Consider the following 25,626-nt stretch of genomic DNA (forward strand, 5'->3'; position numbering starts at 1 on the left):
TATGCTCTTACTTCCTTTTATTATATTACTGCATTTATACAAGCAGTGTCTGTGGCAAAACCTTATATGTTCATCTAAAACAAAAATGCATGCGCTCTGGACATACATACCTATTTTAATGCATCTGATAAATGCACTACCCGACTTAACAGGGTAACTTAACAGGGTACAATATTAGTACAACTAAAAAGGCGCCCAAGAAGCATCTTTGCCATGTATTGCTCAAATCCTCAATGTACCAATAAACGTACTTCTTGAAGTCAGCAATTTCACTTCTTAAATTTACAGCACTACTGTAATTTCCTCGTCGTATCACAGTTTACGCTATTATTTTAGTGTGTGAAAAACCAAGTATCTGTAATAATACAGTAAATAATGGTTACGTCGTTAGAACATGATAGTAAGTATCGTAGTTGACAATATATTGAATCCCGAAAATAAGCAGGTTTACACAGTTAGCTTGCCTCATGAAGTCAATAAAGAGCTGGTAGTACGCATAGGACAGCTACTTTCTAATGCCGTAACTGACAAATTCTACGCTTTCGTTTACGAAGACGATGTATATGCTCCAGGGCTCCCTGGGTATAGAAACATGGCGTCAGAAGCTCCGTATGACATGTTTGAGATTTTCAATGCTGAATCTTCCATAGAAACAGCGTATCTTCCCGGAATGACAGATAATGTCGGAGATACTGCCGCACAAATTATAAGAGAATCGTTGGGCATTGAGAATGTGCGCGTGCATGCCTCAGAGATTTCTTTTTACGAAACATGCAATCCCCCGGCAAAAAATTATAATCCCCTGGTCAAGTACTGCAAATTAGTCACGCACAACCCCAGTAAAAAGCTATTTAACGTACAGTTTTTTGGCAATCAACATATAGAAGAACTCAATAGGGTACTGGCTAACCTTAACAAAACACCCCACCCTATACCATACCTCAGAGCTATTGATATCGGTGGCTCAGCACCGTACTCTCACAGCGTTTGTAGTGTTGATTTGCATGTCAGTGACAGTGAATTAATGCGAATTAGTAAAGATGGAATACAAAACAGGGGGCCGTTAAACCTCTCTTTAGACGCCTTAAAAGCTATAAGAGCTTATTTTGAGAAGCATAACCGATCACCCAATGACATTGAATTGGAGACTCTTGCTCAAACCTGGTCAGAGCACTGCAAACACAATATATTTTCTGCCTCTATAGATGAAATTGCGTCAGGCCTATACAAGCATTATATAAAGCGTGCTACCACAGATATAAACTCACCGATATGTGTATCCACGTTCTCTGACAACGCAGGTGCAATAGTATTTGATGATGACTTCTTAGTAGTAGACAAAGTAGAAACACATAACAGCCCCTCTGCCTTGGACCCTTTTGGTGGAGCAGAAACCGGAATACTCGGCGTGAATAGAGACATCATAGGGTTCGGTATGGGTGCAAAGCCTATCATGAACGCCTACTATTTTTGCTTCGCTGAATCCCTGGAGCAGCCTTTATACAGAGACAAAGAATGTAAAGAATCTGTGCTTGCGCCCACACAGATTATGGATGGAGTAATATTGGGCGTAAACACAGGAGGAAACTGTTCGGGTATTCCCACTGCCATAGGCTCGATGTATTTTCATAATCGCTTCTGTGGCAAGCCTCTGGTTTTTGTTGGAAGCACAGGAATTATACCGCGTCATATTGGAGAAAAGCCTGCTCATATAAAAACCGTGAAAAACGGAGATTATATAGTGGTCATAGGCGGTAGAGTAGGAAGGGATGGGATTCACGGCGCCACATTCTCATCGCATGCCCTTAAGGAGAACGTAGGGTGCACCGTAGTGCAAGTAGGAAGCCCTATCACTCAGAAAAAACTCTCTGATGCCATTGTAAAGGAGGCCAGGGATCGTGGCTTATATAATGCTATTACCGACAATGGTGCTGGTGGACTTTCTTCTTCCGTAGGCGAAATGGGTGAAAAGGGGTTCATAGTAGATTTGGAAAAAGTCCCACTAAAAACTGACAAGATAATGCCTTGGGAAATATGGGTCTCCGAATCCCAAGAAAGGATGACTCTAGCTGTATCTCCCGAGCAATATCCCGCTTTAGAAGAGCTTATGCTCAAGCATGATGTGGAAATTCGTGTTATAGGAGAATTTAACAACACTGGAAAAGCAGTAGTGCGTCATAATGGCACTGTCATAATGGATATTGATACAGATTTCCTACATAACGGGAATCCAGCATTGACCTTGCAGACAGAAAAGTGGCAACCTGCTTATATCCACACAACAGTGACTCATGACGTAAGTATAGAGGACGATCTCCTAAACATGATGGGACGCAAAAACATTTGTAGTCGGGAATTTCTAGTTTCTCAATACGATCATGAAGTTCAGGGGTCGTCTGCTATAAAACCACTTCAAGGTAAGGGACGTATATGTGGCGATGCAGTTGTGTTACGGCCTGTATTATCATCTACCCGCGGTGTGGTTAAGGCACAAGGATTCGGGTGTGTGTACGCTGAAATCGATCCGTATAACATGGCTGCGTGCGCTATCGACACTGCAATACGCAACCATATATCCGTAGGCGGAAACATAGAACACATGGCTTTGATAGATAATTTTTGCTGGTGTGATGCAACAAATCCCAAAAGGTTGTGGCAGTTGAAGCAAGCTGCTAAAGCGTGTTATGACTATGCTACTGCTTTTGGCACACCGTTTATCTCCGGAAAAGATAGCATGTTCAATGACTTCCACGGATATGATGGCAGTGGTACATCCATACATATTTCCGCTCTGCCCTCTCTTTTGGTGTCAACATTGGGTATCATAGAAGATGTGAGTAACGCGATTACACAACACGTCAAAGGTCCAAGCCTTATATATGTTCTTGGAACGACTTACAACGAACTAGGCATGTCTGAATACCAGCTCTACAGTGGTATGGGGAATGAAAATGTACCTAGTGTTAACGCTGAAAATGCAATGTTGCTTTACAAGAGGTTTCATCAAGCCTCTATGAGAAAAGTGATTGCTTCAGCAATTGCCCCAGGTTTAGGAGGACTAGCTACAAGTCTCATTAAATCTCTCATAGGCGGTCATATGGGAGCAGAAATTGATCTTAGCGCCGTCATTACCTCTGACGTACCACAAAATGACATGTGGGCTAAAACGGTGCTATTCTCTGAATCTCAGAGTCGTATTATCGCTACTGTAAGTGTTGAAAATCAGCATGAGTTTGAGTCTCTTTTTGCAGATGTGCCCTACGCTTTGATAGGAAGGGTTATACCAGAATATGTCTTAAAGATATCAGGCATCACCACAATATCTCTAGAACTGTTGGAAAGGAAGTATAAAGAGTTTAGCAACAGTCGGTATAATGGTGTGCGTGTTGATCAACTTTAAGCACATTTCACGGCTACGCCTGTAACTTTTCGCGCTATGTACATTCATGCAATAGTTTGTGCATCTAGGGTGTGTAGCGCAAATCCTCCCACAGGTATTTTAACCTTGGAATACTCTACAAAAGTGTGCTAGGGAGCAGCAATTATGCTGTCACGTCTCCTACAACCCAAATTGCCATTTTTAAAATACGCACTCGCTTTACATCTGCCTCTAAAACCCAATGACTTTCTGCTTCTTTTTGGCCGATACAGCTTCTTAGCCGCTGTTTACTGACCAGGTGTAGATATAAAACAAAACCTCAGGAATCTCTATGCAATATAGCCTGATATCTATGGTAGCTACTCACTCTCTTGGGAAGCCACGCGAGAATGTTTATAGCTCTTGTCATATAGTCTCAATCTATGACACGCCACCATAGCTTGCTCGATATCCTGCGTAAGAAACTAGCGTATAGTACAATGCATTAGCGGGAGCTTCAGAGTACTCAAAAATACGCCATACCGTTATGTATACAGTATTGCCATTAAGGCTATTGTTGTCAGAAAATCCGCATAACCCTACTAGAAATTCATTGATCTACTGTTTGTTATTAACAAATTTTATTATCCTACAAAATCCAGTGCAGTTGCCTATTGCTTCAGAGTATGCTAGGTGCATGGCAGTGGATTTTTAGATCTTTTCTCAAAATGGTTAAACAAATATATCAACCCAACAAAAGTGCTATGGTTGTATTAGCATTGGGCAGCAATATTGGCGATAGGATGAGCGCTTTAAAAGAAGCAATAAAACTCATACCGTTGCATAATAGACTATACTCATCCGTATATGAGAGTTGTGCTTTGCTTCCTGATAACGCCCCATTTTGCTGGAACATGCCTTTTCTAAACATGGTCATCGCGGGATATACACATTTTTCTCCAGAAGATCTCTTACAAAGCATTAAACAAATAGAATCCCAGCTAGGAAGATGTAGTCTTGGTCATTGGAGCCCTAGAAGCATAGATATAGACATAATATTGTGGGAAGGCGTTACAGTAGAGGATAAAGCTCTCACTATACCTCATAAGGAAATGCACAAACGTGACTTTGTTCTAGTACCTACCTGCGACATATGTCCCCGTTTTCCACATCCTATACTAAAAGAAACAGTAGAATCGATATTGCTAAATAAGCAGGATATCAACCTTGTGAAAAAGTATCAGGCTATACACTTATAGTGAGGGAGAATGGCCTCTATATGATTCATTAAAACACCAGTGCAAGACTCCATTCCGAGGCACAGTGCTGATTATTATCTGTAAAACTACGCTTCCCATTGTTGATTCGGCACCTACAATGCTATTACATAACAACATGCATATATCTAGTTAGAGCCTTAAACTATCATTGGCATAAACACCCCAGCATCTGTACCATCACAGCTCCTTATAGAAGAACTCACTAAGCGCTGGCTAATCTGAGCACCCCCTACCCTATACCATACCTCAGAGCTATTGATATCGGGTGCTCAGCACCATACTCTCACAGCGTTTGTAGTGTTGATTTGCATGTCAGTGACAGTGAATTAATGCGAATTAGTAAAGATGGAATACAAAACAGGGGGCCGTTAAACCTCTCTTTAGACGCCTTAAAAGCTATAAGAGCTTATTTTGAGAAGCATAACCGATCACCCAATGACATTGAATTGGAGACTCTTGCTCAAACCTGGTCAGAGCACTGCAAACACAACATATTTTCACCCTCTATAGATGAAATTGCCGAAGGCTTATATAAGCATTATATAAAGCGTGCTACCACAGATATAAACTCACCGATATGTGTATCTACATTCCCTAACGTCCATACCATAGCAGCTTAGCTTCTTTAATAATACATTTTTCTCTCGCTTCTCCTATGCCACATCCACATAAGCTGGGAACAGCAGTACGCCCTGCTAACACAACGCCAATATTCACATCAAATAAATTGCGCTTGGATTGCATGCAACTCTGGTCTACGTCGCTATAAAAGCTCCGATATTCCCATATTGTCGCAGATAGCAACACATCTGTTGGTAATGGTAAAACACCGACTACAGCGTATCCTGCTCTAAAGATTTGGACCGCTATACACCAATTCTTGCCTCCGCGACTGTCCCTCACAACGCATAGGGAGAATGAGGGGATACTTAAAATATTTTTGTACAAGTTTCACGCATCTAGTGTTACTCTCTCTCCACCAGGTGTGGCTGATTCTATGAGTAAATACTTAGACTCGGGAGTAGATATTGCCTCTGCTGACAAGCTAGTAGGCGAAATAAAACAACTCTCGCAAGAAACTAAAAGTGATAACGTAGTATCCGAAATTGGAGGTTTCGGCGCAGTGTTCGACTTATACGCTACCGGACACAAATATCGCTCTCCTTTACTTGTATCCTCTACAGACGGTGTAGGCACTAAGTTGTTGATAGCGCAGGCTACAGTACAACACCAACACATTGGCGTAGACCTAGTAGCAATGTGTGTAAATGACGTGCTTGCTCAAGGTGCAAAGCCCTTGTTCTTCCTCGATTACTTTGCTACCGGAGCTCTTGATCCTTCTGTCGCACTGGAAGTGTTACGCGGGATATCTCATGGATGCAAACTTGCTGGGGCTTCACTTGTAGGCGGTGAAACCGCTGAAATGCCCGGTATGTACTCCAGAGGACATTACGACCTCGCAGGATTTACCGTAGGTATAGTTGAAAGAGAAGACATCTTGCCAAAACTAGATCTCATACAAGCTGGGGACGTAATACTTGGTCTACCTTCTTCGGGACTGCATTCAAATGGGTTTTCTCTAGTACGGAAAATCCTCAAGGACCTAGATATAGATTATTCTAGCCCGTGCCCCTTTAGCGAGAAAGAGCTTACCTGGGCAGATGTTCTTCTAGAACCCACTAGAATATACGTAAACTCGGTGCTACCTACCTGTCATCTCTTAAAAGCCATAGCACATATCACAGGAGGTGGGCTAGTACACAATGTTCCTCGAATATTACCAACTCATCTCGCTGCTGAAATACGTCAAGACTCCTGGCCAAAGCAGAACATATTTACCTGGTTAGAAGGTGCCGGAAATATTCCTAAGGAAGATATGCTAGAAACCTTTAACTGTGGTATTGGTCTTGTATTAGTCACCGCAAGAGAAACTTCTGCAGAGTTAATGGCAATGTTGGCGGAACTAGGGGAAACAGCATACGTCATAGGGGCAGTAATCCCTAGAGGCGAAAAACCTGTAGTTTTAAGATAACATGCTTGCAGCTCTTGACGCTGCTATACCTTCCAGGGGTTATATACTCTAAAAGTGATACGAGGCTGTAGCATATGGTATGCAGTATTGATATTGCTGCTTCGAACTATAAACGGCAAGGTTTTCGAGCATTGGTGCTACAGCCCCATAGCTATTTGGTCGCTACTTTGGATCGGCTGTTTCTTTATATATTTTGCCACCACAACCTACAAAACACGTAGCGTGGTCACTTTTGCATAGGTAGTCACATCTACTTGAACTACAAATATTTCTTCTACTCGTATCATCCCCTATTTTGAAATCAAACCCTACTGACGTGCTACTACTATTGCAGCCATATTCTATCTCACACCTTGACTCACAGAATCCATCTCCTGCACATCCTGTATAACACGTTTCCCGCTTATGGAAACACTCTGACTCCCTTCTCTCTATCCTACTCCCACTACCTATTTTCGTCATGTCTTTTACTATGCCAACTATGTCTTTAACTACTCCCTCCCTTGATTCTTGTAGCTGGCATTCTTGCTTGCGTTTATCGCAGCCCCTTAGACAGTTGTTCCTCTCATATACGCATTGCTCTACGCAGCGTTTGCCTTCTGCTCCCTCAGGGGGCTCATATACGATTACCTCTTGGGGACCGAATATGCTTAAACATGACGTCTGCATAACGCTCATGGAGACCACAAGTAAGCTCCTTGTTAATCTAGAAAAGACCTTCTTCCACATAAGTTTCCATATTAAACCGTTTGCTTCATGATGTACTCTTTGTGGTAAATAATGTTTAGACATATGCTTCAGGGCCGCGTTTAGCTTGCCCTGTAAGCATCTTCAAGGTCTTGTATTATACGTAACTGGAAGCTATTATTATCGAAGTATTTTTTCGATAATTTCACGTACTCAAGAAACCTTTTCTCATCTCCTTCAAGGAAATACATATTCGCCAACGCAAAGTAAGACATAGGCACTTTGCCCATTCTGCCATAGACCAACGAAAGCTGTTTCCACACATAGGGATTATCCCTCTCCACACGCATAACTTGTTCGAGGTAAGGCAATGCATGTGCTGGATCTTTAAGAACCAAGGCCTGGGCCAACTCTACCTTAAGCAACATGTCATCAGGAATCTGACTCAAAGCTGCTTTGTAGTCAGTAATACACGCTTCTACGTCCCCAAGTTTATATAAAATCTGCGCTCTAATTTCCCTCAAATACGGATCCGTAGGCGCAGCATCTATCAGAACATTCAAACGCTGAATAGCCTCCTTTACATTAGCTTCCCTATAGTCAATTATAGATTGCATATAGGGTGACAGTTCTCGATTTTTAAGAGTGTCTATAGGCATTAAAAATGCTTCTACTTTTTCAACAATACGCGCAAAACTCGCCTTATCTTCTTCCGAAAACCCTATAACCTCCCGCTTCTTTTTGTACCCATATAGCTTTCTTAACCGCTGTTCACTTAAAGGGTGTGTAGACATGTATTCATCTAAGTACACATGCTGCGCCTCATGTTGGCCGAAAAAGCGCAATACATGCAACAGGCCTTCATGGCTATAGCCGGCAGCATCGAGATATTCCAATGCACATTGGTCAGCAATCTCCTCCTGAGTTCTACTGTAAGCTAAAAAACTTCTCTGACTGACAGTACTACTACCTGCGATGATAGCATGGCCAATTTTAGGATCAAGTACCAAAGACGTAACCATACCCAGAATATAACCCAAACCCTCTGCTATCATTTCATTACGTAGTTCACGCTCTTGTTTTATGAGGTGGTACTGCGCCATGTGACCAATTTCATGCGCTATTACTCCCACAACTACTTCTGGATCCCTCGAGAATTTGAGCAACCCTTTGTGAATAAAGACGTAGTTATCGGGGGTAACAAACGCGTTAACCCTGTTATCATCAACAACAAAGACCTTTACCTCATCTACATTCACGTGAGCCGCAGCAAACAGAGGCTTGCTGATTTTTTTGATTACGTTTTCAATTTCACTATCCCTGAATACTATGCCGCCAGAACACCTAACAGAAGGAATTATGAGCATCAAACACAACAAAACGACAGACACCTTCATACTAGTACTCCTTGGTTCTGCAAAACTATGATAGTTAAAAACACTGAAATACTCTATAATAAACAGTCTGTTCACAACTTGAGTACTGTGCAGTCAAAGACCTACAAATTCTAGGTAGCACTGTTAACTCTTTTATTATGTGAAAATGCCAGGTAACATGAACAGAGATACAGTACATTAGAGGACGTTGTGTTTACATCTACAGAAAATCTGAAGGATTTGGTAGTTGCAGTGTTGGATGAGCACAGTGCTCGCGATATTGCTGCACTTGATGTTCGTGATAGATGTCAGCTAACTGAGTACATCATTATTTCTTCTGGAAACTCCACAAGTCACGTAAAGGCTTTAGCAGAACATGTGAAGAAAAAAGTCGCACATTATAGCAAGAAACATATAGAAGGGTTGGATGAAGGTAATTGGGTAGTCATTACTCTAAACAATGTCATAGTACACATATTTCGTGAAGAAGTACGTGAATATTACAAGCTAGAAGATCTCTGGAGTAAGAATCTTGCTAATGCTAACCTCGTGCAGGGGAAAAAACCTAATGATGTCTTGGATGACACACTATAGATTTCTCTTTGCTCACCAATTTGTTCGTCGTGCTGCAAGCAGTATTCCCGCAATTGTAGATGCTATACGAAGACGTATCCGTACATGCTCATAGATCCCAACGGGATTGGTTAACTAGTTCATAATAATATCCTGATACGCTGCCAAGCGTTCTCCTAAGGTAAGGAGCGCTACTTTAACTGGGGAAAACTGATGAACGACAATGTCATAGCCCGAAGAGCAAACGATGCTGTTATCTCATTACAGCAGAACAATGTGCTGCGCAAAGTAATTATATCAGCAATAAATGACCAAGCACTGCAGCTTCTTGGGTTTGACAGTGGTACCTTGCTAATAGGTGCGCCTTTAGATTCCATACTTGATTTGAACACAAAACATATAATAAGCAGCTACGTAGAATATACAAACAGTGGAACTGACCTGGCTGATGTAATATCAAAAATCAGCAATTTCGCTTTACTCAACTGTAAACTCCAGGCTGTCCCCGTAAAACCCAAGATATTTCGCGTAACTTCTGAAAAAGATCTTCTAAACTATGAGCTGCTAGTTCGCGATACAAGTATATCACAAAAACTTGCAGCATTCCGGAGTGAAAGACTACCTGCCGGCACACGATACACTATGGACAAAGATCTGGAAATCTTAGATCCCGCATCTACAAAAACCGAGATAGACGTTATTTTAGGTTTTGTACGCGAAAGCTCAATTGAAGCGGTGATTTCCCTAGTAGCGCTTGATCCCACAGTTAATAACGCAGGCGATGCTCAAAAAAAAATGCATAGTGTTATAGTAGGTGCACTCAGTGCGAATATGAGATACACCGACATAGTGGGATATTTAGGTAATAACCAGTTCATGTTTGTGCTATTAGGCTGTAGTAAGGCCGATGCTCACGTCGCAGTCTCAAGAATACATGCACGTGTATCAGAGAGGTTGGCTCAGTATTCTCCCGATGCAACCATATCGTTTGGATATGCTAACATATGCGGTGCTGAGTATAACTCACTCCTAGCAAATTTACAGCAAGCACTGCTGCTAGCTCATAGGCAAGGAAAGTCCGTAGCAGCTTCTACAAACTAGAGAAAAAAGTCTCAGTAAACCCTGCAAGGTCGTAATGTCCTCTGGAGTACATACCGGGCATTTCAGCGGTTTCACCGCCTACAAGTGAAGCCCCGGCAGGTTTGCACCCATGAGATATCCCGCGTAACACTTCTAACGCGACAGAAGGGTCAAGAGCTCCAGTAGCAAAGTAATCAAGGAAGAACAAGGGCTTTGTACCTTGAGCAAGTACGTCATTTACACACATGGCTACTAGATCTACGCCGATGTGTTGATGTTGTCCTGTAGCCTGTGCTATCAACAACTTAGTGCCTACGCCGTCTATGGAGGATAGAAGTAAAGGAGTTGTGTCCAGCAGCGTATAAGTCGAACACTGCTCCAAAGCCTCCAATTTCGGATATTACGTTATCACTTTTAGTTTCTTGCGAGAATGGAATAAACAAAGCTGCATCCAGACAGCAAACTTGTAGAATTGGCAGAAACGGTATGGACAGTACTAAGACATATGGTGCGTAAAAGGAGTCTAAGCAGTATGTGCTGGAACAAGATATCTGGTAAGACAAGTGCTACTGCCAACACCATAGCTACAGACCTAGTCAAGGCATTCTCCCACCCTGAAGAAAAAACCATCCCACGGCATAGAACCACAAAACACAGATCCTACCCCATGTCTTCTTATAATATAAAGAGCAATCACCAGTGACTGGAATACTGACTAAAACTACTGACGGTGGTGAGGTTGTTGAGATTAGGGCGGTTCTTCTACCCCTTGAATGATAAATGCTCGTTATGATCTTCTTAGTGGTTGTTTTATTTCGCCTACCAGCTTATCCATAGAGGCAATATTTACCCAAGAATACCAGAAAACAACTCAACCCGTCCCCAGAAATTATCCGTAAAATACGCACATCTTATGATAAGAATAGCGCCCGGCTGTATAACCAGCATTACAGAGCTAAAACCACCTCTACCAGCGCATTTTCTGGGTCATAACGCAACGTAGCGCCGTACTCCTTACAGAGTAAGGTCATAAAGTACGCCTGTACGTTGTGTGTTGTGAGAGCGCAAGCATTCGCGTTTCCTAGTACACTCTCCACATCTTTATGAACAGATATCTCTTCAGCATCAAGCACTAGCCGTATCGCAACCATACTCTCTGTCTTAGAGATAGAGACAAACATCCCCTTTCCCCTTACCATAGCCATAGCAGAAAACAGCGCTGCTTGAACTAACAACCTGTTCACTTGCTCCACAAGCTTTGCGTCATAAAACTGCCCCTCAATACATAGGGAGAAAGAAGGAACACCCCTTTTCTTCAAATATTTTTCAATATGTTCCCTAGTAGTATCAAAACAGGAGTTATCCTCAGAAGCACTATAAGCCTGCCTAATCAGCCTAAATCTCGATATCATCTCAACAGCCGCTTCCTCTAGACAAACTCGTATATCATCGGATTCTGGATCATCTAAAAAGCATTCAATATAGCTCACTACCGAACCCACAGAACCCGCAACATCATGCAGCAGCTTCGCTGCAAAAGCCTCCATGCTAGCCAGCTCTCCGGTCATAATTACCCTAGTACGAAAGTAGCCAGAATTTTATAGTATGGGTATAGTTAATCAATAAATATTTTTGTACAAGTTTCACGCATCTAGTGTTACTCTCTCTCCACCAGGTGTGGCTGATTCTATGAGTAAATACTTAGACTCGGGAGTAGATATTGCCTCTGCTGACAAGCTAGTAGGCGAAATAAAACAACTCTCGCAAGAAACTAAAAGTGATAACGTAGTATCCGAAATTGGAGGTTTCGGCGCAGTGTTCGACTTATACGCTACCGGACACAAATATCGCTCTCCTTTACTTGTATCCTCTACAGACGGTGTAGGCACTAAGTTGTTGATAGCGCAGGCTACAGTACAACACCAACACATTGGCGTAGACCTAGTAGCAATGTGTGTAAATGACGTGCTTGCTCAAGGTGCAAAGCCCTTGTTCTTCCTCGATTACTTTGCTACCGGAGCTCTTGATCCTTCTGTCGCACTGGAAGTGTTACGCGGGATATCTCATGGATGCAAACTTGCTGGGGCTTCACTTGTAGGCGGTGAAACCGCTGAAATGCCCGGTATGTACTCCAGAGGACATTACGACCTCGCAGGATTTACCGTAGGTATAGTTGAAAGAGAAGACATCTTGCCAAAACTAGATCTCATACAAGCTGGGGACGTAATACTTGGTCTACCTTCTTCGGGACTGCATTCAAATGGGTTTTCTCTAGTACGGAAAATCCTCAAGGACCTAGATATAGATTATTCTAGCCCGTGCCCCTTTAGCGAGAAAGAGCTTACCTGGGCAGATGTTCTTCTAGAACCCACTAGAATATACGTAAACTCGGTGCTACCTACCTGTCATCTCTTAAAAGCCATAGCACATATCACAGGAGGTGGGCTAGTACACAATGTTCCTCGAATATTACCAACTCATCTCGCTGCTGAAATACGTCAAGACTCCTGGCCAAAGCAGAACATATTTACCTGGTTAGAAGGTGCCGGAAATATTCCTAAGGAAGATATGCTAGAAACCTTTAACTGTGGTATTGGTCTTGTATTAGTCACCGCAAGAGAAACTTCTGCAGAGTTAATGGCAATGTTGGCGGAACTAGGGGAAACAGCATACGTCATAGGGGCAGTAATCCCTAGAGGCGAAAAACCTGTAGTTTTAAGATAACATGCTTGCAGCTCTTGACGCTGCTATACCTTCCAGGGGTTATATACTCTAAAAGTGATACGAGGCTGTAGCATATGGTATGCAGTATTGATATTGCTGCTTCGAACTATAAACGGCAAGGTTTTCGAGCATTGGTGCTACAGCCCCATAGCTATTTGGTCGCTACTTTGGATCGGCTGTTTCTTTATATATTTTGCCACCACAACCTACAAAACACGTAGCGTGGTCACTTTTGCATAGGTAGTCACATCTACTTGAACTACAAATATTTCTTCTACTCGTATCATCCCCTATTTTGAAATCAAACCCTACTGACGTGCTACTACTATTGCAGCCATATTCTATCTCACACCTTGACTCACAGAATCCATCTCCTGCACATCCTGTATAACACGTTTCCCGCTTATGGAAACACTCTGACTCCCTTCTCTCTATCCTACTCCCACTACCTATTTTCGTCATGTCTTTTACTATGCCAACTATGTCTTTAACTACTCCCTCCCTTGATTCTTGTAGCTGGCATTCTTGCTTGCGTTTATCGCAGCCCCTTAGACAGTTGTTCCTCTCATATACGCATTGCTCTACGCAGCGTTTGCCTTCTGCATTTGCATGGAAAGGAAGCGGCCTTACTAGTGCGTCTTAGCAATTTTGTGAAGAATTAGATCTATATAATAAGAATTGGCCTGCGGGAAAATACGAAAACATGGAAGCGGTAGTCCATCATTCAGCAGGTTTTGAAGGACTTTTGTACGGAAACAACGCTTGGATATGGGAGCCAAAACTGGCCTATATCTACCGGTAGCACACAAAAACCTATACAAAACGGCAACGCTATAGCTGTAGCTAAAGACCTAGTCAAGGAACTCACTCCTGAAGAAAAAACCACAGTGGCTGGTCTTAGTCAAAACTATCGAATGGTTGATAGCAGTTATGCGGAACTGTTCTTTTTTACAGTTTGCGGATGAAATCCCATGTAATTGTCTATTATACTCTTATGATCTAAGTGCGTGTATATCTGCGTAGTCGATAGGTTTTCATGACCAAGTAGCTCTTGAATCACTCTGATGTCTGCGCCTTCTAAAAACAAGTGAGTAGCAAAGCTATGTCGCAGTGCATGGGGTGTTGTACTCTCAGGCAAACCCATATTTCTACGTAATGCCTGCATTCTATGTGCAAAGTATGTTCTATCAAGCACTTTACCACGCACCCCTAAAAATACATATGATGCCTTATTTCCGCACCCCGTACCATGAAATGGGCAACTCTCTACATACCCGTCTAATAACTTTTGCACCCAGGGCAAGATAGGAATTATTCTCTCCTTCTTCCCCTTACCCAATACACGTACTGCATCAGCTTCTAGATCACCAAATCGCAATCCCACAGCTTCACTTATTCTTAAGCCACAACCGTACAGTAAGGCAACAATTGCGGCGTCCCTTCGCGATGTCCAATGGATATTTTCACTAACCATCTTGAGTACATGTGACTTTTCCAAAACCTTTGGTAAGCCCTTGCGTACTATGGGGTTTACAATATGGAATACAACGTCGTTTTTAATACCGTGGTTCCTTTGCAAATAGCGGAAAAAATTCCGTATAGCCGAAATAGCACGCAAATTAGATACTGACTGCTTTCCCTGGTTGCAGCGTATAGTAATCCACCGTCTAAACTCCGTCATGGGAAGGTTTTCCATCTCTGTAATCAGCACAACGCTCTTCTCCTGTCTTAGACCATACACAACCTGGAGAAAATCCCGTATATCCCTTAAATATGCTGCTACCGTATGCTTGGAGTACCTTTTTTCCTCTTCTAAACACTTAACCCAAGCATCAACAACGTCATATAAGTTTGTCACAGCCACAACAATCCTCACCCCATTCTGCAAAGGATGCTATGCTATATACTCACTGTGTCATAGGCTTTTGTATTGGTTAGTCAGTTTTGACTTCACAATATTTCAATTATACATACGCTGTTCATGGAACTGAGTGTGCAGAACAGAATCTTCACGCTACGCAGAACTCTGTACTATCGCAGATATTCTGCATACACATAAAGCCAAATTGGTGCCATGCATAACATTCTATCAGGTTTGTACAAAGCTTAATGAATTATTACTACCAAAAACATTTGTACTTTTAGCAAGATGGTACTAGAAAGTTTTTTCTATTGATAAACCATAGCCTACGCTATACCATGCTGACGTGTATTTTTTGGCAGGCTAGGTGCGGGTCACAGTTTTAGGAGCGGGCGCGTTTGGGACAGCCTTGTCTGTTGCGCTTTATAATTCATGCTGTAGCGTTGCTCTTTGGAGCAGGAATAAACGTGTACTGGAAGAGTTGCGCAATACTGGCATGAACAGCCTATATTTACCAGGCTGTCTTGTGCCAAAAGAAATAGAGCTTATACCCGATGTTGAGAGTGCGCTGAAGTGTGCTTCTGTGCTGTTGCTGTGTGTTCCAACACAGGAGTTACGCAACTTGTGTAATGACGTGAGAAATACTGCTGCACTGGATGCTTCTGTGCCGGTGCTCGTGTGTAGTAAGGGCATTGAGAATAAGTCTTTGAAATTTGCTGGAGAAGTGATAGAGGAACTTTTACCTGATAATCCAGTGTTTGTTTTGTCAGGTCCTGCACTTGCGAAAGAGATGGTTCGTGGGCTCCCCTGCGCAATGGTGCTTGCAGGACGGGATGAATCTCTTGCAGCATCGCTCGCTGAAAAACTAAGCAGTGCTGTCATGTCCATAGCTCCTAGTACCGACTATGTAGGAGTGCAGATTGGTTCAGTACTAAAAAATATTATTGCCATCGCATGTGGCATAGTCATAGGAAAAGGGCTAGGGTACAACGCTAGCGCCATGGTAGTAGTGCGGGGCATTGCCGAAATACAGGCTGTAAGCACGGCGAAATCTGAGAGTGTCGACCTATCTACCATAATAGGTCTTGCGTGTTTGGGAGATTTAGTTCTCACCTGCACATCTGCAAGTTCCCGCAACATGTCCTTTGGTCTTGCCATCGGAAAAGGACAGGATATTGCCTCACGTAATGATAGCCTGGTCGAAGGCGCAGAAAGCGCGCAATCTATAGATCGCTTGAGTAATACACTAGGTATTCATCTTCCAGTATGCTCTGCAATAGCAAAACTTCTAAGAGGTGAGTTGGATACTGATCAAGTAATTAACCAATTACTGTTCGCATAATTTCAGAACCTGAACTTCATATGCTCTAAAAAGCTTTTTAATGGATGCTAGCACGAATACTGATGTGCCTTAAAGCTCATGCCATAGGCTGTAATATAAGACCTGACTCACACAAACGCACAAATATGATCCAAGATATATTGAGGGATGATAACTACGTGACAAGAGTCGCAGCTGATGGGTTGTCAGCAATGAAACTTACATATGAAAGAGAGCCAGATGTAGTACTTCTCGATACTATGTTCACTGGCTGAAGATAAGCTCTACAGTATATGCATATAACAGTATTTGCTCTATGCGCTCAAAGTTACGCCGCCCCTAACTCACTATTGTTTTGTTTGCCTATGAAAAAACAACATAGTTATGCATATTTTCCCAATCTATGTTTAACAGGAAATTCATGCATAGAGTCGATTTTTCACAGCTTTTAAAGGAAACAATTCCCAAAAACAAAAGATAACCCTGCTAAAACCCCTAGGAAATATGTGGCCTTAACACCGGAACCACACCTCAACGGATAAAGAGCACGCAGCACACTCGATAAAAACGCCTTAGACTGCACCACATAACTATTTAAGTATGCAGAGTTCCAATATCTACTCCTCTCTGCGCCACTATCCGGTAAACAGCCCCAGCATTTTCAGCTTCCTATGCAACGCTGAGCGCTCCATTCCAATAAACTCTGCTGTCCTAGAAACACTACCACCAAACCTAGATAACTGCGTCTTAAGATACTGTCGCTCGAATTCCTCCCTTGCCTTCCTCAATGGCGCCGAAACTATATGCGTGAACACACTGTTGATAGGAGCACCGTTGACTATCTCCGCCGGTAAGTCATCTACTGTGATCACATCATGCTTAGTCTGCATAATCATGACCCATTCAAGGACATTACGAAGCTGACGCAGATTTCCAGGCCAACAGTATGACTGCATAGCCACTATCGCTTCCTCACTAATAGCACGCGGGAAAAGCCTCATCTTCTTACATATGCTTTTCATCATGTATTCACAAATCTCCGGAAGATCAGCACAGTATTCCGAAAGCGATGGAACACGTATCGGGAAAACATTCAACCTATAGTAGAGATCCTCACAGAATTTTCCAAGCCTCACCTCATCTTCCATAATCTTAGAAGACGATGCAATCACTCTAGTATCAACAATTACAGGGATTTTACCACTTTCCCTATATATCCTACCTTCTTGAAGCAAGCGCATCAATCTAAGCTGCGCATCGTAGCGAAGGTCAGTCACCTCATCTATAAACAGAGTACCGTGATTAGCTTGCTCTATAATTCCAACACTGTGCGGCACCACGTGCTGCAGCGAGCTATTCTCACCTTCACTACCAAAAATATTCTCCAAGTAACTATTTTCCGGCAGAATGGACGGGCAGAAACTAACAAACGTACTCCCACCACGGAATTTCTTATGAATTAACCTGGCGACAACCTCTTTACCAGTCCCCGGAGCACCAGTAATCAAAATCCTACTAAATGTGGAAGCAGCCTTGTTAACAGTAGACCTCAGGCTCTTTATCTGAGGAGAATTGCCTATAAGCTCATAATCCTCAAAGAAGGACCTCAATTCATCATTCTCCCTTCTCAGCCTTCCGGATTCTACAGCCCGCTTTACCACCAACTTTAATCTATTTTCCGTAAATGGCTTCTCGATGTAATCATACGCACCTATGTGCAGTGACTTAACAGCAGTAGCTATATTGCCATGCCCACTTATCATAATAACGGGAAGACTCGGATACCGCTCCTTCAGCTTCTCCAATACGCTTAATCCATCTATGTCAGACCCCTTCAACCATATATCGAGAAGTACTACATCTGGCTCTCTTTCATATGCAAGTTTCATGGCTGACAACCCATCAGCTGCGACCCTTGTCACGTAGTTATCATCCCTCAATATATCCTGGATCATAGCTCTTAAATCAGCCTCATCATCCACGATTAGAACTTCGGGTATGTAAAATCTCTTTACCTTAGACATAAACCCCACACTCTTTTGGATTAGCCAACATTCTACTCTGCAGAGTAAAAATACGCTTAATCTTGTAAAAACAATACAGCACCTATCGATTCTTCACTTTATGATATTTACATCACAATGCAGCATGCAACCAAATAATGCAATTTATGCTACTTTTTTACAACACATTTACGCGCGTTTGTACAGAGTGCCCGTTTTTTCATGCAGGTTTTATGCACTGACTTAGCACTTACACGACATATATTACTTTATCCGAATATCATTCGCATCTCGCATATCTATTTCCTTCCAAATGAAAAAATTATCAAAAATGGGATATTCCTTCATCAGGTGAAACCATGCCTCTACCGGATTATCCTCTGGTAGTCTTATTCTTAAGCCACTGGATAAATCAACATCCCATCGCTTCCCTTCAACCCAAAATAAAGAAGAAACCATTGCCACTAACGCGGAGTCATCATCAAGAATTGCGCGTACAAAATGCAAATCTTCCTTTGCATCGTCACAGCAAATAGAAACAAGATTACCAAACCGTGGCACTGAATTTACGATGACGTGCCCCGTATTATCTATAATTGAGTTTACCCCATGATGATTCCAATTAGCAAAGGCCTCATATTCCTTTACATCAATGTGCAACACACCACTGTGAAGCAACCTAGTAATAGCAACGTCCTTAATCCACGGATTCCTATGCTTTATACGCATCTTAAGATCTTCCAGGCCTAAAAGGACTATCGACCTTTCGTTGTCTATGACGTATAGCACATCATTGGGTTGTGCCATATAATTGCCTTTGACAACAACCCCTCTGATAGGTAACCCAGCTTTCACCAACATATCAGAAAACGCTCGAAAAACGTCTTTGCCCGATATAGCAACACTAACAGCACCAAGCAGTGTAGCCAGCGCTAGTACCCCCACTATAGCAGCATACAGCCAGAACCTTACAAGTCTACGCAATAAATTCCTACAACACGTCAAAATCGCATTGTATCGTTCTACAACAAACTTATACATTATCGAATAATACCCCACTTTGACCGATCATAACGCTATTCCCCCAACCAAACCCACCGAAGTAGGCATGCAGACTCACCTCATAATATGTGCAATACCGCATTACCCTCATGAAATACACTATAAACAATAAAAAGGAGAAAAAACGTACGTAAAGACACGTCAGCCGATATATACCCGTGCTCATCCCTCATCAGGCGACCCCCGTAGACAATGTCTACATTATCAGCATTGAACCGCCTTCAAGCCAACATACCCTCAAATTGGTCCCAACATTCCTTTTCAAGGGTTGTTCCATATACCTGATTTATCTCTAATATTCCACAGGGAGAGGTTACATTTACCTCTAGCAGGTACCCTCCAAGAATATCTATTCCTGCAAATATAATCCCTGCTGCTGTTAACTTATCTCCTACCACGCGACATATTTCTCTATCACGCTCAGACAACTCTGTCATTTCTGGAACAGCACCTACTCTCAGATTAGTCCTTATCTCCCCGGAAGAAATCACTCTACGCTTTATCGCACCTATAGGCTCGCCATTCAGCAATACAACCCTCTTATCATCTTCTACAGATGGTATAATTTGCTGTATCACAACCTGTGTACCGTACCTGGCCACCATAACGTCAAATATTACCGCAATATCGACATTACCACATATCCTGATTACTCCATCTCCCCCAAAGCTATACAAGGGCTTGATTACTACATCACCATATTCCCGGTAAAACTCACATGCCTCCTGAACACTTTCGGTAATCAGCGTAGGCGGTATGAATTCAGGAAACGATAGTGGCAGCAATTTCTCAGGAAAGTCCCTGATAGCTTTTGGGTCATTTACAAAAAGTACCCCAGCTAATCTTTCCAACAGATATGTATTAGTAATATAGCGCATATCAAACGGTGGGTTCTGCCTTATAAACAGTATATCCAACCCCTCCAGCGACAACCGCACCCTGTCTCGCAGGTGCAAAGAGTTCTCTCCTATATCCACAGAGTAGGCTGTAGCAACAACCTCACCTCTCGAGAATGAGAGATCACGCGGCTGGTAGAAAAACACATCGTGCCCCCTACGCTTGCTCTCTTGTATAAATTGCACAGTTAGATCTTTGCCGACAACTACATCGGCATCCATCTGAAATGCAACCTTTAACAACACCGACCCCTAGTGACGCAATCTGCTGTACTTCAATCTCACGTAGCTTATAACTTGCTTAACCCCACGGACACGCTTTGCTATCGCCACCACGGCATTAAGCTCCTTTTGGCTTTGTGCTATACCCATTAGATACACAACTCCACCCACAGTGTTGACGCTATAATTCATCGACTTGACCCCTGCGCGCGCGACCATACGCGCCCTCACCTGTGCACTAATGGCACTGTCAGCCGCATAAGACTTGAGTGTAGTAGCATCCAAATTCACAACAATCTCGTTTGCCACTTCCTTAACATCTCTCTGCTGCCATGCTACCTTTTCTGCCTGTAGCCTCTTCTCTAGTGCATCTACACTGCCCACAAGCAAGACCCTACCTTCACTCACCTTTACCGTGACTGCAGAAAATATACCGTGCTTAAACAGCTCTCTGTTGATACCCATCAGGATCGAAGCATCGTCTATAACATCACCTACAGAGCGCTCTTGCATTGCAACAACAGCTCCTGTAGCCACGGCAAGCCCTGCAACAACAGCACTGCAACCAGTCTGTGTACCTGCTATTAACAGAACCGCCAGTATTACAGCGCCTAACCTCTTGCCCATGTGTATTAACCAATGCACAACGCTAGCTTTATAAACAAAACACAGCCTAATGTAAACAAATAATGCCTGCCCACATAACTTAGCAGCCCTATGCTTACCGATAAAAACACCGCACCTAACCGGGATTTTCCTGTCAAAACTCCACACAACATGAGAAGGCACCATGCCATCACCCTACCTTCCGTTTCTCTGTTGTTCAGCCTTAACTTAGCTTCAATACCTGTATTGCCAAACTCTGTGACTTAACCATAAGTTCATATACAACCAGAACTCCTCTCTCACCATGTACAGATTTGCAATCCTCCAATACATTAGAAATTTTCCGTAGCATTAGACAACATTGTGATAGAAAATGGGAGTGGGATTGGTCTTCCAGAGTATTTCGCATGAACATGTACAGAACACATTTGTGTAACGCACTTAATTTATCTCATGTAGGAGAAGAGGTAACGCTGTCAGGTTGGATATTTAGAAAACGTGATCACGGTGGTATTTTATTCATCGATTTGAGGGACTTCTATGGAATAACACAGTTGGTGTTAAATGAGTCCTCAGATCAAGAACTGTTTAATTACGCGCGTTCCATAGGGTTAGAGAGCGTTATCACTGTAAAGGGAACTGTAGCAGCACGTAGCGAAGACACAATCAATACCTCGCTAAGTACCGGTCACGTTGAAGTGGCTGTGCATACCCTAGTGACAGAGTCTGCTGCCGATGCATTGCCTATACACGTGCCCACAAGTACCAACCATCCTGAAGACTTGCGGTTGAAATACAGGTTTTTGGATCTGCGGTGCGACAAGGTAAAAAGCAACATGTTACTACGTTCTGCTGTAATTTCTGAGATGCGGAAAGCAATGGAAAGCCGCGGGTTTATAGAGGTGCAAACACCGATATTGACAGCGTCGTCTCCCGAAGGAGCAAGAGATTATCTCGTGCCTAGCAGAGTGCATGCTGGCAAGTTTTACGCGCTACCTCAGGCTCCACAGATATTTAAGCAGCTGCTAATGGCAAGCGGTTTTGATAAGTATTTCCAGATTGCTCCATGTTTCCGTGATGAAGATGCGCGTGCAGATAGATCTCCTGGCGAATTTTATCAGCTCGACGTTGAAATGTCCTTCGTCACACAAGAAGATGTATTTTCAGTCATGGAACCCGTGTTGCGCGATATCTTTACGAAATTTGCTGGCAACAGGAGCGTATCACCCACATTCCCGAGAATTACCTACAAGGACGCTATGCTGCGTTATGGGACTGATAAGCCTGATTTGAGAAACCCCATAATAATAGCAGACGTATCTGAAGTGTTCCTGCGCTCTAACTTTAAGACATTTCAAGAGGGAGTTGCTCGTGGCATGGTTGTGCGGGCTATACCAGCTCCTAAAACTTCAGAACACCCTCGCAGCTTTTTTGATAGCAAGGTGGAATATGCCAAAAAGATAGGAGCTCGGGGATTAGGCTACATAACATTTTCTACAGATAACACCGTAAAAGGTCCAGTTGCTAAATTTTTGAGTGACACCGAATTAGCAAATATCCAAACACTCGCTGGTGTCGGACCAGGAGATAGCGTATTTTTTGTCTCTGACGCTGCAGACAAAGCTGCAGAACTCTCAGGCAGTGTTAGGGAGTTACTGGGAACAGAATTGAATCTGATAGAGAAGGATACTTTTAAATTCTGTTGGATAGTAGATTTTCCTTATTTCCAATACGAAAACGGTAAGCTAGCATTTTCACACAACCCATTCTCTATGCCTCAGGGTGGGTTAGATGCTCTTTCTAGCTCCAACCCTCTAGATATAGTCGCCTACCAATATGACATAGTGTGTAACGGTATTGAGATATCCAGCGGTGCCATAAGAAATCATAAACTTGACATATTGTATAAGGCATTCTCCATGGTTGGTTATAGCCCTGAAACAGTAGATGCAGAATTTGGGGCTCTAACGCGTGCTTTTAGGTTTGGTGTTCCTCCACACGGAGGTATTGCACCAGGTGTAGACAGGATAGTAATGCTGTTGGCTGATGTGCCCAACATTAGAGAAATTATATACTTCCCTCTAACACAAATGGGAGAAGATTTGCTCATGGGAGCTCCATCTGAAGTTAATCAAAGCCACCTGAAAGAGCTGTCTCTAGCATTAAATATTACCCCAAAAGCTGCAGGAAAAACCAGCTCTTAGGGGAATAAGACATCATCTACTGAAGGCCTATATCACCAATGTGGAAACATGCGGGGAATATAGGCCCAAACGTCTCCGCATAATGTGCGACTAACATATGAGGTAGCATCAGCAGCGCATGTACTAATCACTGCGATTTCTTTCATCACAGTAGTCTTAGCAGGGCGCTGTATGCACGTTCTAGAAACTCACTGGTGATACTTATCAGGCATTCACATACCTAGATACGGAACAAAGTCGCTAATTTGCCAGGAATTCTGTGGAATTATAGATAAGCATTTCCGTGCATTCAGCTATGCCAAAAGTACACACCCCTCGGTCTTCAATATTGAGTCAAAATATGAGAGATTGTTGTTCCAGCAATACTTTGCAAAGTCACTATTACCCGCAAAATCAAAACCTAAACAGCAGAAATCATACAACAAATATCTTCAGGACCTGTCTCCTTCCTAACTAGTATTGCAAAGCTTAAGTCCCTCTGCATCACTCGACGTAAAGCCACATATCCCTACTATGCATTTGATGATGCTGGCAACCTTCTCCCCATTCCTACATTGTTACAATTCTCTTCCAATATTGGATGGGAAAGCCCCGAGAGCACCAAAGTAGATGATACGTTGCGGTCTTGCAAAGTCACAAACGCTACTATTTCAGTAATCACAGTGAACACCTCCCTGCCCCGCCTATTTCTTATGCATGTCCATCCTGCGATGTCGCAGCTCTGTTGCTTCATTTTACACTGTAATAACTGCATATGTTGGGTAACCATCAGCACTAACACGCAGCTGCTCATTTAAAAACATAGTATGCTTGTAGGGAGGCTTTACCCATGACATTCCGTAACTCAAAAGGTTTTGAGAGAAAACAACAGAGATGTAGTGCTTAATACGCGTGGATGGATCATCTCTACAAGCCTGCGTATACCTGCAAAATCCATTGCTCTTGCCATGATGCGCGCAAAAGTATTGAGGAAGCATAATATCCTCCGAACAGCATGACATTATAATTTAAACTGTTCTCATGGCATTAAAGCTACTATGGCGATTTTACCGCTGTTCTCATATCTTCAATGTAGTAGAAAATTTTCCCATTGCTCTCATGTGTAGTAATATAAAACTATGTATTTTTCGTCATTAACTAAATATTAACCTGCACACTGTTGAATGCTACGCTCATCGGGGAAATAATGAGGTAAAGATATGCAGCCTCCTGTGGCAGTGATGTTTGATTGGTGTAATACCATCGTGAAAACCGACAAACTAGATTTTGCCATATTATCTAGGGTACTCACATCTATGAACCTTCCACACATAGATCTCTCTGATATTCCAAGCAACAAAGTTGAGCTCTATCTTTCATGCGCTCTAGGGTACCGCTGGAAAGAAGCAGTGAATATGTACGAGAAAATTGCGGGTATGAATATCAATGCGCGCTCTATGTCTCCAAATGAAAATGTACTAGAGCTTTTAGAGTTTCTTTCCCATCACAAAATCAATATGGGTATTGTAAGCAATAAACGCGGACCTAATTTGCGTAATGAAGTCCAAAACTTAGGGCTAGGAAAATATTTCTCAGTAATATTAGGATCAGGAGATACAGCTGAAAACAAACCATCACCAGAACCAATATTCGCTGCATTAGACATCATGGGCATTGCACCTAGTGAGCGAGTATTTTTCGTGGGAGATAGCGATTCCGATATTGAAAGCGCAAAAAGAGCTAGATGTGTTCCAATAGCATACGATAACACCTCAATAGAAGGAGTATTATCCTTTGCTAACTTTAAAGACCTTGGTAACTTTATGGCAAATTTGTTGTGTTAAGCCATGGAATCTTTAGTGCTCGCAAACCCTTTAAGGAGACTTATAGCTAGTCTCATAGATATCATAATAATATCAGTGGGGACCATACCAATAACGTTTGTTACACGCGGCAATGATCTTGCGTCCTTCCTTTCGTTGTTTGTTGTTGCCTGTTGTTACTACGTATATTCTATCCCATCACTTGGACAAAAAATCATGAATATTTGTCCTGTGCTGCGTTGTGGGAGGCCCATAAACCCTCTAATAGCCTTTGATAGAATCGCGCTACAGTTTTTGTGCCCGGCCATTGCTATGCTATTGCTGCAAATTATCAGCATTGCTGACCCAGGCGGTACGGTTGTTGCCACTGTACTACTCCTACACTCAAGTGTAGTACTGCTTTGGGCCTATTGGTATGTATCAGCAGTGTTCTCTTCACAAAAACAAACTTTGCATGATTCACTATGCGGTACCATTGTTATTGTAAAACGAACTTGATTTTTTGATTACTAAAACACAATCACAGCGTAAAGAAAGCA

General features: G+C 42.6%; 26 protein-coding genes and 1 pseudogene. 13 read left to right on the plus strand and 14 right to left on the minus strand.

From position 1 onward, the window contains the following. Positions 1–394: 394 nt before the first annotated feature. From APHWEB_RS01165 to APHWEB_RS06630, 3 genes and pseudogenes are all read left to right on the plus strand, one after another. Positions 395–3,400, plus strand: a complete 3,006-nt coding sequence (locus APHWEB_RS01165; RefSeq protein ID WP_020849230.1) for a phosphoribosylformylglycinamidine synthase subunit PurL — start codon at positions 395–397, stop codon at positions 3,398–3,400. Positions 3,401–4,122: 722 nt separating this feature from the next. Continuing rightward, positions 4,123–4,617, plus strand: coding sequence for a 2-amino-4-hydroxy-6-hydroxymethyldihydropteridine diphosphokinase (gene folK / locus APHWEB_RS01170; RefSeq protein WP_226988827.1), 495 nt, complete (start codon positions 4,123–4,125; stop codon positions 4,615–4,617). Between the two features lie 230 nt (positions 4,618–4,847). Further along, positions 4,848–5,231 (plus strand): annotated as a pseudogene (locus APHWEB_RS06630) (phosphoribosylformylglycinamidine synthase); the annotation flags it as partial. Between the two features lies 1 nt (position 5,232). Here the strand turns inward: APHWEB_RS06630 and APHWEB_RS01175 are convergent. Then, positions 5,233–5,541 carry a hypothetical protein gene (locus APHWEB_RS01175; RefSeq protein WP_045890436.1) on the minus strand — a complete coding sequence of 103 codons (309 nt, stop codon included), beginning with the start codon at positions 5,539–5,541 and terminating at the stop codon, positions 5,233–5,235. 94 nt (positions 5,542–5,635) lie between these two features. On the opposite strand from APHWEB_RS01175, the gene purM (APHWEB_RS01180) reads away from it, so the two are divergent. Further along, positions 5,636–6,670, plus strand: a complete 1,035-nt coding sequence (gene purM / locus APHWEB_RS01180) for a phosphoribosylformylglycinamidine cyclo-ligase (RefSeq protein WP_011450348.1) — start codon at positions 5,636–5,638, stop codon at positions 6,668–6,670. Positions 6,671–6,832: 162 nt separating this feature from the next. Here purM (APHWEB_RS01180) and APHWEB_RS01185 read toward each other — a convergent pair whose 3' ends face one another. Together APHWEB_RS01185 and APHWEB_RS01190 are read right to left on the minus strand one after the other, a co-directional pair. Then, a complete protein-coding gene (locus APHWEB_RS01185; protein WP_155370088.1) occupies positions 6,833–7,357 on the minus strand; it encodes a hypothetical protein in 525 nt (174 codons plus the stop codon). A 122-nt stretch (positions 7,358–7,479) separates the two neighbouring features. After that, positions 7,480–8,754, minus strand: coding sequence for a M48 family metalloprotease (locus APHWEB_RS01190; protein ID WP_011450353.1), 1,275 nt, complete (start codon positions 8,752–8,754; stop codon positions 7,480–7,482). A 189-nt stretch (positions 8,755–8,943) separates the two neighbouring features. Between APHWEB_RS01190 and rsfS the strand changes: the two genes are divergently transcribed. Together rsfS and APHWEB_RS01200 are read left to right on the plus strand one after the other, a co-directional pair. Further along, positions 8,944–9,327 (plus strand): ribosome silencing factor, encoded by a 384-nt coding sequence (rsfS, locus tag APHWEB_RS01195; protein ID WP_011450352.1) that lies wholly within the window; start codon positions 8,944–8,946, stop codon positions 9,325–9,327. Between the two features lie 192 nt (positions 9,328–9,519). Beyond that, positions 9,520–10,407, plus strand: coding sequence for a diguanylate cyclase domain-containing protein (locus APHWEB_RS01200; protein WP_011450351.1), 888 nt, complete (start codon positions 9,520–9,522; stop codon positions 10,405–10,407). Here APHWEB_RS01200 and APHWEB_RS01205 read toward each other — a convergent pair. Continuing rightward, positions 10,397–10,768, minus strand: coding sequence for an AIR synthase related protein (locus tag APHWEB_RS01205; RefSeq protein WP_370882749.1), 372 nt, complete (start codon positions 10,766–10,768; stop codon positions 10,397–10,399). The genes APHWEB_RS01200 and APHWEB_RS01205 overlap by 11 nt on opposite strands. A gap of 123 nt (positions 10,769–10,891) precedes the next feature. Here APHWEB_RS01205 and APHWEB_RS06635 point away from each other — a divergent pair, with 123 nt between their 5' ends. Continuing rightward, complete coding sequence (locus tag APHWEB_RS06635; RefSeq protein ID WP_133121427.1) at positions 10,892–11,089, plus strand: hypothetical protein; 198 nt, start codon at positions 10,892–10,894, stop codon at positions 11,087–11,089. A gap of 244 nt (positions 11,090–11,333) precedes the next feature. On the opposite strand, the gene APHWEB_RS01210 is transcribed toward APHWEB_RS06635, so the two are convergent. Further along, positions 11,334–11,954 (minus strand): histidine phosphotransferase family protein, encoded by a 621-nt coding sequence (locus APHWEB_RS01210; protein WP_011450349.1) that lies wholly within the window; start codon positions 11,952–11,954, stop codon positions 11,334–11,336. 121 nt (positions 11,955–12,075) lie between these two features. On the opposite strand from APHWEB_RS01210, the gene purM (APHWEB_RS01215) reads away from it, so the two are divergent. Beyond that, positions 12,076–13,110 carry a phosphoribosylformylglycinamidine cyclo-ligase gene (purM, locus tag APHWEB_RS01215; RefSeq protein ID WP_011450348.1) on the plus strand — a complete coding sequence of 345 codons (1,035 nt, stop codon included), beginning with the start codon at positions 12,076–12,078 and terminating at the stop codon, positions 13,108–13,110. 162 nt (positions 13,111–13,272) lie between these two features. On the opposite strand, the gene APHWEB_RS01220 is transcribed toward purM (APHWEB_RS01215), so the two are convergent. After that, positions 13,273–13,572: a hypothetical protein gene (locus APHWEB_RS01220; RefSeq protein WP_011450347.1), complete on the minus strand. Its 300-nt coding sequence runs from the start codon at positions 13,570–13,572 to the stop codon at positions 13,273–13,275. A gap of 272 nt (positions 13,573–13,844) precedes the next feature. Here APHWEB_RS01220 and APHWEB_RS06640 point away from each other — a divergent pair, with 272 nt between their 5' ends. Next, the gene (locus tag APHWEB_RS06640; protein ID WP_162183388.1) at positions 13,845–14,075 is read left to right on the plus strand and encodes a hypothetical protein; all 231 of its coding nucleotides are present in this window, start codon (positions 13,845–13,847) and stop codon (positions 14,073–14,075) included. On the opposite strand, the gene APHWEB_RS01225 is transcribed toward APHWEB_RS06640, so the two are convergent. Further along, a complete protein-coding gene (locus tag APHWEB_RS01225) occupies positions 14,039–14,986 on the minus strand; it encodes a tyrosine-type recombinase/integrase (RefSeq protein ID WP_021798996.1) in 948 nt (315 codons plus the stop codon). The genes APHWEB_RS06640 and APHWEB_RS01225 overlap by 37 nt on opposite strands. Before the next feature lie 352 nt (positions 14,987–15,338). Here APHWEB_RS01225 and APHWEB_RS01230 point away from each other — a divergent pair, with 352 nt between their 5' ends. Further along, entirely contained in the window at positions 15,339–16,313 is a 975-nt protein-coding gene (locus APHWEB_RS01230; protein ID WP_011450345.1) for an NAD(P)H-dependent glycerol-3-phosphate dehydrogenase, read from the plus strand. A gap of 427 nt (positions 16,314–16,740) precedes the next feature. Here the strand turns inward: APHWEB_RS01230 and APHWEB_RS06645 are convergent, their stop codons facing one another. The 5 genes from APHWEB_RS06645 to APHWEB_RS01250 form a co-directional block, all read right to left on the minus strand. Then, positions 16,741–16,878: a hypothetical protein gene (locus APHWEB_RS06645; protein WP_020848788.1), complete on the minus strand. Its 138-nt coding sequence runs from the start codon at positions 16,876–16,878 to the stop codon at positions 16,741–16,743. 49 nt (positions 16,879–16,927) lie between these two features. Beyond that, positions 16,928–18,316: a sigma-54-dependent transcriptional regulator gene (locus APHWEB_RS01235; RefSeq protein ID WP_011450343.1), complete on the minus strand. Its 1,389-nt coding sequence runs from the start codon at positions 18,314–18,316 to the stop codon at positions 16,928–16,930. A gap of 243 nt (positions 18,317–18,559) precedes the next feature. Next, entirely contained in the window at positions 18,560–19,336 is a 777-nt protein-coding gene (locus APHWEB_RS01240) for a cell division protein FtsQ/DivIB (RefSeq protein WP_011450342.1), read from the minus strand. 242 nt (positions 19,337–19,578) lie between these two features. Next, the gene (gene gshB / locus APHWEB_RS01245; protein ID WP_011450340.1) at positions 19,579–20,496 is read right to left on the minus strand and encodes a glutathione synthase; all 918 of its coding nucleotides are present in this window, start codon (positions 20,494–20,496) and stop codon (positions 19,579–19,581) included. Positions 20,497–20,505: 9 nt separating this feature from the next. Further along, positions 20,506–21,102: a BON domain-containing protein gene (locus APHWEB_RS01250; RefSeq protein WP_011450339.1), complete on the minus strand. Its 597-nt coding sequence runs from the start codon at positions 21,100–21,102 to the stop codon at positions 20,506–20,508. A gap of 386 nt (positions 21,103–21,488) precedes the next feature. Here APHWEB_RS01250 and aspS point away from each other — a divergent pair, with 386 nt between their 5' ends. Next, on the plus strand, positions 21,489–23,285 hold the full coding sequence (gene aspS, locus APHWEB_RS01255; RefSeq protein ID WP_020849229.1) for an aspartate--tRNA ligase: 1,797 nt from the start codon (positions 21,489–21,491) through the stop codon (positions 23,283–23,285). A 511-nt stretch (positions 23,286–23,796) separates the two neighbouring features. Here aspS and APHWEB_RS01260 read toward each other — a convergent pair. Both APHWEB_RS01260 and APHWEB_RS06765 read right to left on the minus strand, forming a co-directional pair. Beyond that, on the minus strand, positions 23,797–24,018 hold the full coding sequence (locus tag APHWEB_RS01260) for a hypothetical protein (protein ID WP_020848785.1): 222 nt from the start codon (positions 24,016–24,018) through the stop codon (positions 23,797–23,799). A gap of 1 nt (position 24,019) precedes the next feature. After that, complete coding sequence (locus APHWEB_RS06765; protein ID WP_020848784.1) at positions 24,020–24,262, minus strand: hypothetical protein; 243 nt, start codon at positions 24,260–24,262, stop codon at positions 24,020–24,022. A 222-nt stretch (positions 24,263–24,484) separates the two neighbouring features. On the opposite strand from APHWEB_RS06765, the gene APHWEB_RS01270 reads away from it, so the two are divergent. Then, entirely contained in the window at positions 24,485–25,108 is a 624-nt protein-coding gene (locus tag APHWEB_RS01270) for an HAD family hydrolase (RefSeq protein ID WP_011450334.1), read from the plus strand. A 3-nt stretch (positions 25,109–25,111) separates the two neighbouring features. Then, complete coding sequence (locus APHWEB_RS01275; RefSeq protein ID WP_020848783.1) at positions 25,112–25,585, plus strand: RDD family protein; 474 nt, start codon at positions 25,112–25,114, stop codon at positions 25,583–25,585. The last annotated feature ends 41 nt before the right edge of the window (positions 25,586–25,626 follow it).

Source organism: Anaplasma phagocytophilum str. Webster (assembly GCF_000964685.1).
Lineage (GTDB): Bacteria > Pseudomonadota > Alphaproteobacteria > Rickettsiales > Anaplasmataceae > Anaplasma > Anaplasma phagocytophilum.

Coding starts and splice junctions, on each gene's coding strand:
- APHWEB_RS01165 (WP_020849230.1), top strand. CDS start 395: ATGATAGTAAGTATCGTAGTTGACAATATATTGAATCCCGAAAATAAG.
- folK (WP_226988827.1), top strand. CDS start 4,123: ATGGTTGTATTAGCATTGGGCAGCAATATTGGCGATAGGATGAGCGCT.
- purM (WP_011450348.1), top strand. CDS start 5,636: ATGAGTAAATACTTAGACTCGGGAGTAGATATTGCCTCTGCTGACAAG.
- APHWEB_RS01190 (WP_011450353.1), bottom strand. CDS start 8,754: ATGAAGGTGTCTGTCGTTTTGTTGTGTTTGATGCTCATAATTCCTTCT.
- APHWEB_RS01200 (WP_011450351.1), top strand. CDS start 9,520: ATGAACGACAATGTCATAGCCCGAAGAGCAAACGATGCTGTTATCTCA.
- APHWEB_RS06635 (WP_133121427.1), top strand. CDS start 10,892: ATGGTGCGTAAAAGGAGTCTAAGCAGTATGTGCTGGAACAAGATATCT.
- APHWEB_RS01210 (WP_011450349.1), bottom strand. CDS start 11,954: ATGACCGGAGAGCTGGCTAGCATGGAGGCTTTTGCAGCGAAGCTGCTG.
- purM (WP_011450348.1), top strand. CDS start 12,076: ATGAGTAAATACTTAGACTCGGGAGTAGATATTGCCTCTGCTGACAAG.
- APHWEB_RS01220 (WP_011450347.1), bottom strand. CDS start 13,572: ATGACGAAAATAGGTAGTGGGAGTAGGATAGAGAGAAGGGAGTCAGAG.
- APHWEB_RS01235 (WP_011450343.1), bottom strand. CDS start 18,316: ATGTCTAAGGTAAAGAGATTTTACATACCCGAAGTTCTAATCGTGGAT.
- APHWEB_RS01240 (WP_011450342.1), bottom strand. CDS start 19,336: ATGTATAAGTTTGTTGTAGAACGATACAATGCGATTTTGACGTGTTGT.
- APHWEB_RS01250 (WP_011450339.1), bottom strand. CDS start 21,102: ATGGGCAAGAGGTTAGGCGCTGTAATACTGGCGGTTCTGTTAATAGCA.
- aspS (WP_020849229.1), top strand. CDS start 21,489: ATGAACATGTACAGAACACATTTGTGTAACGCACTTAATTTATCTCAT.
- APHWEB_RS01260 (WP_020848785.1), bottom strand. CDS start 24,018: ATGAAGCAACAGAGCTGCGACATCGCAGGATGGACATGCATAAGAAAT.
- APHWEB_RS06765 (WP_020848784.1), bottom strand. CDS start 24,262: ATGCTTCCTCAATACTTTTGCGCGCATCATGGCAAGAGCAATGGATTT.
- APHWEB_RS01270 (WP_011450334.1), top strand. CDS start 24,485: ATGCAGCCTCCTGTGGCAGTGATGTTTGATTGGTGTAATACCATCGTG.
- APHWEB_RS01275 (WP_020848783.1), top strand. CDS start 25,112: ATGGAATCTTTAGTGCTCGCAAACCCTTTAAGGAGACTTATAGCTAGT.